Source organism: Stenotrophomonas sp. Iso1, assembly GCF_027497995.1.
Lineage (GTDB): Bacteria > Pseudomonadota > Gammaproteobacteria > Xanthomonadales > Xanthomonadaceae > Stenotrophomonas.
The window spans coordinates 977,766-991,319 of sequence record NZ_JAODBT010000001.1 but is presented as its reverse complement, the minus strand read 5'-3'; the positions used below and the strand labels follow the sequence as shown (position 1 = coordinate 991,319).

Below are 13,554 nucleotides of genomic sequence, written 5' to 3'. Positions count from 1 at the left end.
AGATTATCCCTCTACCACCAGGCCCATGGAACGGGCAGAGCCCGCGATCGTACGCACGGCGGCGTCCAGGTCAGCAGCCGTCAGATCCGGCTCCTTCGCCTTGCAGATTTCTTCAAGCTGCTTGCGAGTGACCTTGCCTACCTTATCGGTGTTCGGGCGCTTGGAACCGGAGGTGATGCCTGCGGCCTTCTTCAGCAGCGTGGTCGCCGGGGTGCTCTTGGTGATGAAGGTGAAGGTACGGTCCGAATAGGCCGTGATGATCACCGGCACCGGCAGACCCGGCTCCAGCTTCTGCGTGGCGGCATTGAACGCCTTGCAGAATTCCATGATGTTCAGACCGCGCTGACCCAGCGCAGGACCGACCGGCGGCGAGGGATTGGCCTGACCGGCCTTTACCTGCAGCTTGATGTAACCGACAACTTTCTTTGCCATTTGAGTACTCTCCGGGTGCTAGCGCCTTACGACAACAGGCTCCCCATCGGACCGAGAATCACGCGTCCCGGCATCGCGCTTTGAAATCCTTGAATCGCACCAAAGGCCACCTCGCGGCAGCCTTTGATTGAACCCCCACTACAGGGAGCCGGCAATTCTATCAGTTTTTTTTGCGCCCGCCTGAACAGGCAGGCGCCAAGGGCATCAGACTGCCTTTTCGACCTGTCCGAACTCGAGCTCGACCGGGGTGGCGCGACCGAAAATCAACACCGAGACGCGCACACGGCTCTTCTCGTAATTGACCTCTTCCACAACGCCATTGAAATCGTTGAACGGACCTTCGGTGACACGGACCATCTGACCCGGCTCGAAGAGCACCTTCGGACGCGGCTTCTCAACACCTTCCTGAACACGATCCAGGATGGCAGCAGCCTCTTCGTCACGAATCGGCAACGGGCGATCAGCAGTACCGCCGATGAAACCCATGACCTTCGGGGTTTCCTTCACCAGGTGCCAACTCTCGTTATCGATGCGCGGAATACCCGCTTCTTCGTGGGTCTCGATCTGAACCAGCACGTAGCCCGGGAAGAACTTGCGCTCGGAACGGCGCTTCTGGCCGGAGCGCATTTCGATCACTTCTTCCGTGGGAACCAGCACGTCGCCGAAAAGCTCTTGCATTTCGTCACGCACGATTCGATCACGCAATGCCTGCGCCACCGACTTCTCAAAACCTGAATAGGCGTGAACGACGTACCAACGCTTCACTGATATCTCCTCAACGACCCAAGAACCACTGGGTCAGCTTCTGGATCACGAAATCGAAACCACCCAAGAGCAGGCTCAACACGATCACCACCACGACAACCACCCACGTCATACGGATGGCCTCCTGGCGGGTCGGCCAAACGACCTTGCGCAGCTCAAAACGGGATTCGGAAAGAAATTCGAGAGTCTGGCGACCCTTGGTGCTCAGCATGAACACACCGCCACCAGCAACCAGACCCACCACGACAGCCAAGGCTCGCAACTGGCCAGACCATGCACCCAACTGGGCAGCACGCACCGGATCGGAGAACCAGAACCACACAAACAGGCCTGCAAGTACCAGCAACGCGGCACCTACATACTTGACGATATCGCCACCAGACGCGGCGGACTTGGAGTGGTCAATCTTGCTGTTCATCCGACTCTTGTTGCTAGTGCGACCAAGGTCACTGGATAGAGAGTTGCAAGTGGCACGCCAGGAGGGACTCGAACCCCCAACCTGCGGTTTTGGAGACCGCTGCTCTGCCAATTGAGCTACTGGCGTACTGAAAAAACCTGCCTTCCCTTAGACGGCGAAGGCGGACCGAGTTTCCCGGCCCGCCGTTCGCAAGACCGGCAGCGCAATGCAACTGCCGGTATTACAAATTAAGCGATGATCTTTGCGACCACGCCGGCGCCGACGGTACGACCGCCTTCGCGAATGGCGAAGCGCAGACCTTCGTCCATTGCCACCGGGTTGATCAGGGTGACGGTCATCTTGACGTTGTCACCCGGCATCACCATCTCAACACCTTCCGGCAGTTCGCAAGCGCCGGTGATGTCGGTGGTACGGAAGTAGAACTGCGGACGGTAGCCCTTGAAGAACGGGGTGTGACGGCCGCCCTCGTCCTTCGACAGCACGTACACTTCGGCGTCGAACTGGGTGTGCGGCTTGATCGAACCCGGCTTGGCCAGAACCTGGCCACGCTCGACGTCGTCACGCTTGGTGCCGCGCAGCAGCAGACCGGCGTTGTCGCCTGCCTGACCCTGGTCCAGCAGCTTGCGGAACATTTCCACACCGGTGACGGTGGTCTTCTGGACCGGACGGATACCGACGATTTCGATTTCTTCGCCGACCTTGATCACGCCACGCTCGATACGACCGGTCACCACGGTACCGCGGCCCGAGATCGAGAACACGTCTTCCACCGGCATCAGGAAGGGCTTGTCCACGTCGCGCTCCGGCGTCGGGATCCAGCTGTCCAGTGCATCGACCAGCTTCAGGATGGCCGGCACGCCGATTTCGCTCTGGTCGCCTTCCAGCGCCATACGAGCCGAACCCGAGATGATCGGGGTGTCGTCGCCCGGGAAGTCGTACTTGCTCAGCAGCTCACGCACTTCCATTTCCACCAGCTCGAGCAGCTCGGCGTCGTCCACCATGTCGGCCTTGTTCAGGAACACGACGATGTACGGCACGCCAACCTGACGCGACAGCAGGATGTGCTCGCGGGTCTGCGGCATCGGGCCGTCAGCGGCCGAGCACACCAGGATCGCGCCGTCCATCTGGGCGGCACCGGTGATCATGTTCTTGACGTAGTCAGCATGGCCCGGGCAATCGACGTGGGCGTAATGACGGTTCGCGGATTCGTACTCAACGTGCGCGGTCGAGATCGTGATACCACGAGCCTTCTCTTCCGGGGCGGCGTCGATGGACGAGTAATCCTTGAATTCGCCACCGAAGCGCTCTGCACCGATCTTGGTCAGCGCGGCAGTCAGCGTGGTCTTGCCATGATCGACGTGGCCGATGGTGCCGACGTTGACGTGCGGCTTGGTACGTTCGAACTTACCCTTGGACATGGCTGCTTCTTCTCGGTAACAGGTTGGTTATGGCGCTATCGGCAAGATGGTGCTCACGAAAGGAATCGAACCTTCGACCTCCTCCTTACCAAGGAGGTGCTCTACCGACTGAGCTACGTGAGCGAGTTTTCTATTATGACATGTTTTCAGGATCGTTCAATGGAGCGGGAGACGGGAATCGAACCCGCACCATCAGCTTGGAAGGCTGAGGTTCTACCGTTGAACTACTCCCGCACCGGGAACACACATCACAACATTGAAACTGGTGGAGGGAGGTGGATTCGAACCACCGAAGGCGTAAGCCAGCAGATTTACAGTCTGCCCCCGTTGGCCGCTTGGGTATCCCTCCGCTCCACCCCTTTTTTGAGGACCTTGGCCTAAACGGTCAGGGGTGGGAGAGCGCGCTATTCTGGTGATGAAGGCCGATACTGTCAACAGAAATCTTCACATCTGATGAAATATTTCTGTCCACGCGCAGCACACACATCAATCGCCAGGCATCTTCAGCTTTTCGCTGTCGAAAATCGCAATGTGCGGCACACCATCTGCACCGATCCAGCCGCGATACATGCCTTCCGTATTGAATGGCGTGGATGCACGACCGTCAGCGGAAAGCACGATGGCACCACCATCACCACCAAGCTCCGGTATGCGTTTCCCAATGACTTCCTCACCGGCCTGTGCCGGGCTTTCGCCGAGGTATTGCATGCGGGCGCAGATTTCATGCGCGACCGCCAAGCGGATGTAGAACTCGCCCCAGCCGGTGCCAGACACCGCACAGCGCGTGTTGGCATAAGTGCCGGCGCCAATGATGGGTGAATCACCCACTCGCCCATAGCGCTTGTTGGTCATGCCGCCGGTCGAGGTGCCTGCAGCCAGCTTGCCTTCCGTATCCAGTGCCACGGCACCGACCGTACCAAAGTGCTTTGCGGTTTCAAGGTCAGCATGCGCCTGACCGCTCGCCTCTTCCTTGAGCGCACGCTGCAGCTGCTGCCAGCGCTTCTCGGTGCGGAAGTAGGACGGGTCGACCAAGGGGATCTTCTGCTCAGTGGCGAACATCTCCGCGCCCTCGCCCACCATCATCACGTGCGGGGAATGCTCCATCACCGCACGCGCCAGCAGAATGGGATTTCGTACCGTGTGCACACCAGCCACTGCGCCCGCACGCAGGGTGGCGCCATCCATCAACGAGGCATCCAACTCATTCTTGCCGTCATGGGTGAACACCGCGCCGCGCCCCGCATTGAAGGTCGGGTCGTCTTCCAGCACGGTGATGGCGGCTGTTACCGCATCCATCGCCGGCTTGCCCGCCATCAATGCTTCATGCCCCTTGCGTAGGGCTTCGGTCAGTGCAGCGCGTGCCGCACGCTCCTCCTCCGGACTGAAATCCTTGCGCTCGACGCCGGCACCGCCGTGGATGACCAGCAAGGGCGAGGACGCCGCCACCGCCGCTCCCGAAGACAACGACGCCAGGCCGAGCAGTACCGCAGAAGTCAGCTTCATGTTTCTTCACTCCGGAAAGGAACCCGATTCTAGGCGTCCCTTCGATGACCTGAACAGTCGCGCATGAAAAAGGGGCCGAAGCCCCCTCTCGTCATGCCTGTTTGCAGGCAACTCAGTGCGGCCGCAACTGCAATTCGCCATCCACCACGCTGGCCACCGCGGTGAAGGCAGCATTGTCGACTTTGAAGCCTTCCAGGTGCAGGCGACTGCCCTCTCCCACGCCGGTTACCGGGATAGCGCCAAAATTCAGCGGCTCACCATTACTCAAGCGGTTGGCCGTATGGCGCGGCATCACCAGCCACGCGTAACCGTCGTTCAACGAATAAACACGACCACGACCGTCAGCCTCCACGCACAGCGCGGTGTCTTCATCGACACCGATACCGACGATGTCGCTTTGGCCCTTTTCCTGCGCGGCACGGGCCACGAATACGATCAGACGCCCCAGGCGATCACGCTTGGCGAAGTGTGTATCGGTGACCACGTTGGATAGGAACGGCATGGTCAGGAAATCCTTGTCCATGGTCACTTGGCTACCCCTCGGGTCGGTCATGGCGGTATGCGAATCGACACTCCCACCATCCAATGCGCCATAGGCGTAACCGCCGAGGATAGCCAAACCGGCACTGGTGCCGCCAATCGGCTTGCCGGCGCGGATGTGCTCATTCAATGCCGTATTGAGTGTCGTGCCTTTCCAGAAGCGGATGTAGCGCGCTTGGTCGCCACCAGCAATAAAGATCGCATCGGCACCACGCACCACGCGCAACACAGCCGGATCATCCGCGGCCTTGCGGCTGTCGAACACCAGCGTCTGCACGGCGGTAACACCACCGATATCGTTGTAGATCTCGTTCTGCAGCTCGTCAGCGCCAGAGGCACGCAGAACCACCACGCGGCCGTGACCGGCCCGCTCGACCCACCAATGGAAAGCATCCGGCGGGAAGTCGCCACCGCCCATCAACATCATTGCGGCCTCGGTCTTGCCCGGACGCGGCGCGGCGAGATCACCAATCTCGTAGTAGCGATAGCCGGACGAGGAAGACCCGTGCACATCCTGTGCAACAGCAGCACTAGTCACGCAACCAAATAGTGCCAAAAGAAACCATCGGCCAAGCCAGGAACTCTTACGTTTCATTGCGCTTTTTTACCTGCAGCTGTAATCGCTTACAGCCCTAATGCCAGACTTTTCGGCAGTGGTCAAGGTTGTAAAAAAGGTGTTAGATGCGGCAACCCATTCACATTTTCTGACTGGGGCAACCGGCACCTCCTGAGGCGCTGGATCGGGAATTTCCAGAACACTTTTCATCAGAGAGCTGATTGCATGCGTAAACACGCAATGGTGTGTTCAATCCAGATGGCCTTGCTGGCCATGTCTGCCCCCGTCCTGGCCCAGACCGCATCCGGAGGCCAGCCCCAACAACTGGACACCGTGCAGGTCACCGGTTCGCGCATTCCACGCGCACAGGTGGAAGGACCGGCACCCATCACGGTGGTGACGGCCGAGCAGATTCAATCGGCAGGCTTCACTTCCGTCCCCGACGTGCTGCGCTCGTTGAGCCAGAACGGCGGCAGCACCCAAGGTCAACAGAACACTACCGGTGCGCAATCCACACCAGGCGCGCAAGCGGTCGACCTGCGCGGCCTTGGCCCCAATCACACGCTGGTGCTGGTCAACGGCCGTCGCATTGCCGACTTCCCATTGCCACTCAATGGCCGCAGCAATTTCACCGACGTGGGCAACATTCCACTGGGAATGATTGATCGTGTCGAAATACTGACCGGCAGCGCATCCGCCGTGTACGGCTCCGACGCGATGGCTGGCGTCATCAACTTCATCCTGAAGAAATCCACCGACGGCACCACCATCGATTACCGCTATGGCGACACCAGCCGTGGCGGTGGTGAATCGCACAAGTTGACACTGACGACCGGCTTCGAGCACGGAAATTTCAGCGGCATTGTCGGCGTGGAACTGTTGAACAAGCGCCCGCTGTGGGGCACCGAGCGCGGCGTGCAGAATTCGACGCTCGACTCCCCCGCCGCCGAGCGTCGCCTACCCCGACTCACCGCCCAGCTGATGAACTGGGAGACCGACGAAAACATCGCGCCATCCGACGATTGCGCAGCGATGTCCGGGCTCAATGAAGGCACCACGGTGCTGGCGGAAAACGACTACGGCCCGTACTGCGGCAGCGAACGCGCCATCGCGTATCGCACCATCGAAAACGAGCGCAAGGGCGCCAATGCCTATGGTTCGTTCGAGTACCGCTTCTCCGACAACCTGTCGTGGTTTGCCGACGTGCAGCTCGGCCATCAGAAGGTCCGCCTGCTGACCGGCACCAACGGCAACGACGTGGCCAGCGACCACATGGGCTGGGAGTTCCACGACCCGGCGTCGAACGAGAACTATCGCAACAAGGTCTTCTACAACGCCGGCACCGACCGCCTTGAATTGTGGTCGCGCCAGTTCACGCCCGAAGAAGTGGGCGGTCTGAAGAACCGCATGAACACCACCACCCAGAAGACGATGGCCATCACCACCGGCCTGAAGGGGTATTTCGCCGATGCATGGAACTGGGAAGCGGCCTACAACCACTCCGAGTACAAGGCCGACGTCGAGATGCCACGCATCAAGGCCGAGGCTGCCAACCGACTGTTCCTAGGTGAACGGCTGGGCTACGACGACAATGGTTATGCCATCTACAACCCCGATCCGGATCGCCTCTTCACGCCGCTGACGACAGCCGAGTTCGCCTCCATCGCCGCGATGTCTACCTTCCGCCCCAAGGCGAAGAACGACAACCTCAGCTTCACCGTGGACAACTCCGCGCTGTTCACGATGCCCGCCGGTGACGTCGGTTTCGCCGGTGCCTTGGAATACGGCAAGCAGTCCTACCGCATCAATCCCGATCCGCTCGCGCTGACGGAAGACGCGTATTACGGTCCCCGCTACGGCGATGGCAGCGGCGACCGTGATCACTGGAGTGCCGCTGGCGAACTGCGCATACCGCTGTTGTCCACGTTGGATGCAAGTGTGGCCGGCCGTTACGACCGCTACAGCTACGGCAACAAGGACCCGGGCAAGTTCACCTACAGCGCCGGGCTTGAATGGCGTCCCGTGGACACGCTGCTGATCCGCAGTTCCTACGGCACCGGTTTCCGCGCACCGGACATGCATTACCTGTTCGCAGGCAATGACTATTACCGTACCCGCGCCGCCACCGACTACTTAACCTGCCGTTCTGAAAACACCGGTGCGACTGACGGCGAATGCTACGACCGCGAATTTGACAACTACGACGTCAGCACCTTCGACGTCTACAGCGGCAACATGCAGCTGGACGTGGAAACCAGCAAGTCGTTCTCCGCCGGTTTCGTGTGGTCGCCGGTCGCCAACTTCGATCTGGCGGTGGACTACTACAAGATCCGCATCGAGAACCAGGTGCAGACGCAGGATCGCGAACAACTGCGTATCGACGAAGCCAACTGCCGCCTCGGCGCCACCGATAGCGGCGCTTCGGTGGACATCAATTCACCGACCTGCGTGGACGCCCTGGCCCGCGTCATCCGCGATACGGATGGCAACATCACCAGCGTCCACTTCAGTCCGATCAACATCGCCAACGAAGAGACGTCGGGCATCGATGTTGCCGCGCATTACCGCCTGCAGACCGCCAGTGCCGGCAACTTCAGCTTCAGCGGCAACTACAACTGGACGCACCGCCACACGCGCCAGCAGTTCCCGGGGGATCCGTCCGAAGACATGCTCGATGTCAGCTTCAGCGCCACCACCCTTCCGCGCACCAAGGGCAACCTGGGCGTGAGCTGGGACAAGGGCGCATGGGGCGCTAGCCTCTTCGGCAATTACCTTGGCCGCGTCGCCAACTACGACAACGATGCGTGGACCGATTCCACCTGGCGCTTCAATGCCGGTGGGCGGTATGACATCAACGACCATCTGCGCGTCTCGGTGTCGGTCAACAACCTGTTCGACAAGATGCCGCCGAAGGACGCCACCTGGTCCAACTACCCGTACTACGACACCTCGTGGTTCGACAGCATCGGCCGTAGCTACTTCGTGCAGCTGACCTGGAAGCTGGGCGGCAGCGCGCTGTAAGCCATCGCCACCCTGCTCCACCCACAAAGCCCGCCACCTGGCGGGCTTTGTCTATTAAGAGAAGCCAGACGTTCTCTCCAAGACTTTCTCCACCAGAGAATTAGGAATTAACTGATGTGCGCATCAGCATGTGCTCCATAGCATGCGCTGATGCATCGCTTCCTCCCCCGGCGCCCAAGTATTGACGCCCGCTTGGTAGCGGCGTCTGTGTTGCTGCGCTGGCTGTCCGCCTGCGTCTTGCTCTGCTTGCTAGGCACTGCTGGCTTCTATCTCGCCGCGCAGTTGGGTGAGGCCACTTCGCTGCATCGTCGCGACATGAACGCTGCGGCGTATCGCGCACAACTGTATTTCGATGAACGCGAGGCGTTGCTGAAGTACCTCGCTGACGCTGTCATCGCGTCCCCTGCCCGGCACTCGTCAGCGTGTTCTGTGAGCAACATGGAAGGTCTGCGCTGCGTACCGCTGGGCACTACGCCCACTGGCTTGCCACTGCAGCTATTGCTGTCGACAAAGGCCGAGAGCACCCTTGATGCGCTGGGCGCCCAACTGCTGCATGTCAGCTCCGACCCAAATGCCCCGATGCGCTGGCTGCATACCCCGCATCAGCACACTGCGTCCCTGCTGCCTGCATTGGACCCCTCGCTGCTGCAGCAACATGCGCTATCGGCGCGCAACACGTCGCGGGTGTTCTGGCTGGCACCGCCGCAGGAGAATGCAGCGATTTATCTCTACCGAAGCGTTGGCGACAGCATCGGTTCGGATAACTGGCTGGTTCTGGTATTGGATTCAAATTCCGTCAACCGGGCCATCGAGGCCAGACGTGTCGGTAGTGTCACGCTGCTCAATCCCCACGACCGTCAGATACTTTCCAACCCCGCCGATACCCAGCTGCCAATCAACTGGTTGGATGCACATCGCCAGGACGCGTTCTCTGTCGTGTGGGTACTTGGTCTGCCCAGAGGCCTGGCGCTGGTCAAAGGCATCGGCCAGGACGGTTGGCGGCTGGTCTACCACCTGCCAATGTTGCAGCTGCTACGGGATATCGGCAGTCACATCGCAGCCACGCTGCTGCTCTGCCTGCTCGCAGCCGCCGCATTGTGGGTAGTGATGCGCCGGATTGATCGGCAACTGATCCAACCGGCCCATCAACAGCACCGTCAATTACTGGAGAGTTTCGACTTCGGTGCCACGCTGATCGACATGGCCCCCGTCGGCATGTGCGTCCTGCGTTGCAGCGACGCCAAGGTAGTGCTTGAGAACCAGCTCGCCCGCGATTGGTTGGGCTGCGATACCAGCAAAGGCGACTGGAATGGTCTCTGGCGGCATGTCGACAGCAGGTCCGCAGTGCATACCGGTAACGCGATAGATTTCACGACAGACTGCGGCCGACAGCTGCAGGTGCTGTTTGCGGCTACCCGTTACCAGGATGAAGTTGTGTCGCTGTGCGTCTTCAATGACGTCAGCCAGCACCAGCAGATGCGCTCAGCACTGGAAGCCGCTCTCAGCGCCGCTGACATGGCCAGCCAGGCAAAAAGTAGTTTCGTTGCCACGCTGAGCCATGAGATCCGCACGCCGCTCTACGGCATGCTGGGCACGCTGGAGCTGCTGACGCGCACGCCGCTGGATGCCAAGCAAGCGCAGTATCTGCAGCTTATCCAGCAGTCGTCATCGGTATTACAGCAACTGATACGGGACACGCTGGATGTCTCCAGAATCGAGTCCGGCCAGCTGGTACTTACGGCTGCCGCGTTCTCTCCGTTGGACCTGGCAGAAAGCACGCTGCGTTCCTATGCAGATTCAGCGATGCGCAAGCAATTGCAGATTCTGGTCTGCACCGACCCACGCCTACCCTCGCAGGTGATGGGCGATGCCGACCGTATCCGCCAGGTGCTGGGCAACCTGCTCAGCAATGCCATCAAGTTCACCGACAGCGGACGCATCTTTCTGCGGGTCCGCCTGCTGAAATGCCAGGACGGCATCGCTTCGATCAGTTGGCAGGTCACCGATACCGGCGCGGGCATCGCGACGTCAGAGCAGGCGCGTTTGTTCAAACCGTTTGGACAACTCGACAGTCAAGCTCGCGGGGAAGGCAGCGGCCTTGGCCTGTCCATCAGCGACCACCTGGTTCGACTGATGAAGGGCGAACTACGCCTGGTCAGCGATCTCGGTCTGGGCAGCAGCTTCAGCGTGACTCTCCCGTTGCCGCTGGTCGACAGCGGCGATGCAGCCCCGGAAGACGTCACACCACGCTTGCAAAGCCACCCACCAGTCTATGTCCGCGCTTCCATCCCCGAATTGGTGGAAAGCGCCTGTCGTTGGCTACAACGCTGGGGCGCCACCGCGCTTCCCTATGTCGTCGGCACCGCACCAACCACCGATGACGCGATTCTGGTCGACAGCGACCCGCGCGACAGCCTCACCGTCGGTTGGCCCGGCCCGCGCGTTGTCGCCTTGCCGGAAGCTGGCGACGTACCGAGCAGAGATGCAGCACATCCGAACCAACTGACGGTGACATTGTTCAGCATCCGCGCAATCGCCCAAGCCGTTGCCGACCTGCAGGACAAAACGCATCCAACGCCCAGCGTTCCCGCGACGTCGCAGGCTGCCAGGGCGCTGGGACTGCGCGTGCTGGTAGCCGAGGACAACCCCATCAACCTGCTGCTGCTCAAAGAGCAACTGGGAATTCTGGGGTGCCGCGTGGTCACTGCCTGTGATGGGCGTGAGGCGTTGGCCTACTGCGAGACAGGGCAGTTTGATGCTGTGCTGACAGACCTCAACATGCCCGCAATGGATGGCCTTACCTTGACCCGAAAGCTACGCGCACGCGGCTTCACCATTCCCATCATTGGCGCCAGCGCCGATACCTCCGATGAAGACCGTGCACGCGCGCTTCGCGAAGGAATGGATGACTACCTGCTCAAGCCCATCAGCATCGAAGCACTGCGTCAGGCGCTAGGCAACGCGCAAAACGGCACATCGGCATGAGCCCTGTATTCCGTGCCACGCCACCTCCGCCATCGTCCCCCCACGTCCATACCGCACTCCTGCAGTTGCCCGCAGAACAACTCCGACATCAAGGTTTCCGAGTCAATAGGCGCCCTTCAACCACGTGCTCATCCCGCTGTTACGCATACTCGCTGCCCATGACACGGAGGCGCGCGCATTGAACCTGACCTTCACCGACAAGCCCGGCGATCACATGGTGGTGCCGGAGGCGGTACGCGAAGTCTTTCTGCCTGCGATGCGCAGCGATCAACGGCGACTGGAGGCCGCCGTACAGTTCCAGCGCCTGGACGTGATGCAGCAGATGCTGCACCGCATTCGTGGGGCACTGATGATTGTCTCGGCACAACATCTTGCCGACACGGCTTGGTTGATCGAGGACGCCATCGCCAAAGGTGCCGCACCGGAGGATTGCCTGGCGTTGACGGTCCGGTTTCTGACAGCGCTGGATTCAGCGCTGTCAGGGCTGGAACCCAATGAGTGGCAACGTACCGATGCCTATTTCCCGCTGCCGCGCGTCTGAAGAGCACCAAGCATGAAGATCATCATTGCCGATGACCACCCCATCGTATTGGCCGGCGTCCGCGACGTAATTGCGGATGAAGCTGGCCTGGACATCATTGGCCAGGCACTCTCACCAACAGCGCTGGTGGAGATGATGCAAGCACTTTCACCCGACCTGGTGATATGCGACTACAACATGCCGGGGAACGGCCCGCTGGGGGACGGCATCAAGCTGATCTCCTACCTGCGGCGCCATTTTCCGAGCTGCAAAGTGCTGGTACTGACAATGATCTCCACGCCCTCGATGGTCGCAGCCATGTACCGTGCGGGTGCCAATGGCGTCGTGCGCAAAAGCGGTGACCTGCTGGAGCTGCGCGTAGCCTTGTCCACACTGCAGTCACGGCGCATCTATCGTGCAAAACAATCGCCCGAGGAGCGTCTGCAGGCGCTGGAAACCATGAGTCCGGCCGCATTGTCCCCTCGCGAGCTGGAAGTCATGCGATTGTTCATCAACGGAAAAAGTGTGAGCCAAATCGCCAAGCAGTTGAATCGCAGCAGCAAGACCGTCAGCACGCAGAAGGTCAACGCCATGCGCAAACTCGGTACGCAGAGCGACCAGGACCTCATCGCGCTCTGCCTGGAATCCGACCTTTTCCGTTGAGCCGCGTCACCCTGTACGGTTCTCCACAGCGCATGTGGAGACTGTCGAGGGAAACATGTGGATAAGCCTTGCCGACCCTTGCCTGGCAAGGCTCTGCAGGAGATGCTCATTTTTTAACCATTCGTCCAATGCGTGGCTTTCGGTAAATCGCGGTGCATCCGTCGCGTTTTCCACACGCCATGTGGAGTGGAGTGCGGGAAAGATGTGGATAACCGCGCATAACCCAGCCACACCAGTGCTTTTCAAACCTTGGTCAATTTTTCACCAGCCGCACGACTAGCCCGCCGCGCTGCTGACGATCGTCCTCTGGCGACTTCTCCACAGCAGGTGTGGAATGCGATGCGAGGAAGATGTGGATAAAACGAAAAACTTCCATTGCAGCAATGCCTTGCGATATATGGCTAAATTTTCACCAGCAACGCCACTAGTATTGGCGCCCATCGCGTCCAACTGCAGGTTTGGTGGAGCAATCTCCGGCCCGTGCGCAACAGAGCACCGCAATGCGGGGCCTGTTTGTTCTCCCACACGTCCGACGTCGCAGCCGGAGCAGATGCAGCGCTGCTCGGAGATTCAATCGGGCGAAGCGACAGCATGGGCAAGCGATATCTCAATCCGCAGGTCACCTCGCGCCGAGCGCGGGCCACCCATGCCCTGCGCTTTCCGGGGCTAGAGGCTCAGCATGCGGGGACTTCCGCTTGTGAGGTCCACGAATGAGGGAGTGTTTCTGGATGCT

General features: G+C 60.2%; 11 protein-coding genes and 4 tRNA genes. 4 read left to right on the top strand and 11 right to left on the bottom strand.

Annotated features, from left to right (window positions below):
• Nucleotides 1-3: 3 nt before the first annotated feature.
• From rplK to PAN08_RS04055, 10 genes are all read right to left on the bottom strand, one after another.
• On the bottom strand, nucleotides 4-432 hold the full coding sequence (gene rplK / locus PAN08_RS04100) for a 50S ribosomal protein L11 (RefSeq protein WP_057636147.1): 429 nt from the start codon (nucleotides 430-432) through the stop codon (nucleotides 4-6).
• Between the two features lie 204 nt (nucleotides 433-636).
• Nucleotides 637-1,197, bottom strand: coding sequence for a transcription termination/antitermination protein NusG (gene nusG / locus PAN08_RS04095; RefSeq protein ID WP_269790251.1), 561 nt, complete (start codon nucleotides 1,195-1,197; stop codon nucleotides 637-639).
• A 10-nt stretch (nucleotides 1,198-1,207) separates the two neighbouring features.
• On the bottom strand, nucleotides 1,208-1,615 hold the full coding sequence (gene secE / locus PAN08_RS04090) for a preprotein translocase subunit SecE (protein ID WP_057636142.1): 408 nt from the start codon (nucleotides 1,613-1,615) through the stop codon (nucleotides 1,208-1,210).
• 50 nt (nucleotides 1,616-1,665) lie between these two features.
• A tRNA-Trp gene (locus tag PAN08_RS04085) sits at nucleotides 1,666-1,741 on the bottom strand.
• A 101-nt stretch (nucleotides 1,742-1,842) separates the two neighbouring features.
• Nucleotides 1,843-3,033, bottom strand: coding sequence for an elongation factor Tu (gene tuf, locus PAN08_RS04080; RefSeq protein WP_269790250.1), 1,191 nt, complete (start codon nucleotides 3,031-3,033; stop codon nucleotides 1,843-1,845).
• Nucleotides 3,034-3,080: 47 nt separating this feature from the next.
• Nucleotides 3,081-3,156 (bottom strand) — tRNA-Thr (locus PAN08_RS04075).
• 37 nt (nucleotides 3,157-3,193) lie between these two features.
• Nucleotides 3,194-3,267: transfer RNA gene (locus tag PAN08_RS04070), tRNA-Gly, on the bottom strand.
• Nucleotides 3,268-3,296: 29 nt separating this feature from the next.
• Nucleotides 3,297-3,382: transfer RNA gene (locus PAN08_RS04065), tRNA-Tyr, on the bottom strand.
• Between the two features lie 137 nt (nucleotides 3,383-3,519).
• Entirely contained in the window at nucleotides 3,520-4,536 is a 1,017-nt protein-coding gene (locus PAN08_RS04060; protein ID WP_269790249.1) for an isoaspartyl peptidase/L-asparaginase, read from the bottom strand.
• A 112-nt stretch (nucleotides 4,537-4,648) separates the two neighbouring features.
• Nucleotides 4,649-5,614, bottom strand: coding sequence for a cyanophycinase (locus PAN08_RS04055; RefSeq protein WP_269790248.1), 966 nt, complete (start codon nucleotides 5,612-5,614; stop codon nucleotides 4,649-4,651).
• Between the two features lie 243 nt (nucleotides 5,615-5,857).
• Between PAN08_RS04055 and PAN08_RS04050 the strand changes: the two genes are divergently transcribed.
• The 4 genes from PAN08_RS04050 to PAN08_RS04035 all read left to right on the top strand — a co-directional run bounded on the left by PAN08_RS04050 (nucleotide 5,858) and on the right by PAN08_RS04035 (nucleotide 12,821).
• Nucleotides 5,858-8,653 carry a TonB-dependent receptor gene (locus PAN08_RS04050; protein ID WP_269790247.1) on the top strand — a complete coding sequence of 932 codons (2,796 nt, stop codon included), beginning with the start codon at nucleotides 5,858-5,860 and terminating at the stop codon, nucleotides 8,651-8,653.
• Nucleotides 8,654-8,803: 150 nt separating this feature from the next.
• Nucleotides 8,804-11,638, top strand: coding sequence for a response regulator (locus PAN08_RS04045; protein WP_269790246.1), 2,835 nt, complete (start codon nucleotides 8,804-8,806; stop codon nucleotides 11,636-11,638).
• Nucleotides 11,639-11,816: 178 nt separating this feature from the next.
• Nucleotides 11,817-12,179 carry an Hpt domain-containing protein gene (locus PAN08_RS04040; protein ID WP_269790245.1) on the top strand — a complete coding sequence of 121 codons (363 nt, stop codon included), beginning with the start codon at nucleotides 11,817-11,819 and terminating at the stop codon, nucleotides 12,177-12,179.
• A 12-nt stretch (nucleotides 12,180-12,191) separates the two neighbouring features.
• The gene (locus PAN08_RS04035; RefSeq protein WP_269790244.1) at nucleotides 12,192-12,821 is read left to right on the top strand and encodes a response regulator transcription factor; all 630 of its coding nucleotides are present in this window, start codon (nucleotides 12,192-12,194) and stop codon (nucleotides 12,819-12,821) included.
• Between the two features lie 253 nt (nucleotides 12,822-13,074).
• Here PAN08_RS04035 and PAN08_RS04030 read toward each other — a convergent pair whose 3' ends face one another.
• The gene (locus PAN08_RS04030) at nucleotides 13,075-13,197 is read right to left on the bottom strand and encodes a hypothetical protein (protein WP_269790243.1); all 123 of its coding nucleotides are present in this window, start codon (nucleotides 13,195-13,197) and stop codon (nucleotides 13,075-13,077) included.
• Nucleotides 13,198-13,554: the final 357 nt, after the last annotated feature.

Excerpts from the sequence above, each read along its gene's own strand:
- secE (WP_057636142.1), bottom strand. The coding sequence starts at position 1,615 with ATGAACAGCAAGATTGACCACTCCAAGTCCGCCGCGTCTGGTGGCGAT.
- PAN08_RS04035 (WP_269790244.1), top strand. The coding sequence starts at position 12,192 with ATGAAGATCATCATTGCCGATGACCACCCCATCGTATTGGCCGGCGTC.
- tuf (WP_269790250.1), bottom strand. The coding sequence starts at position 3,033 with ATGTCCAAGGGTAAGTTCGAACGTACCAAGCCGCACGTCAACGTCGGC.
- PAN08_RS04030 (WP_269790243.1), bottom strand. The coding sequence starts at position 13,197 with ATGGAAGTTTTTCGTTTTATCCACATCTTCCTCGCATCGCATTCCACA.
- PAN08_RS04060 (WP_269790249.1), bottom strand. The coding sequence starts at position 4,536 with ATGAAGCTGACTTCTGCGGTACTGCTCGGCCTGGCGTCGTTGTCTTCG.
- PAN08_RS04045 (WP_269790246.1), top strand. The coding sequence starts at position 8,804 with ATGCATCGCTTCCTCCCCCGGCGCCCAAGTATTGACGCCCGCTTGGTA.
- rplK (WP_057636147.1), bottom strand. The coding sequence starts at position 432 with ATGGCAAAGAAAGTTGTCGGTTACATCAAGCTGCAGGTAAAGGCCGGT.
- PAN08_RS04050 (WP_269790247.1), top strand. The coding sequence starts at position 5,858 with ATGCGTAAACACGCAATGGTGTGTTCAATCCAGATGGCCTTGCTGGCC.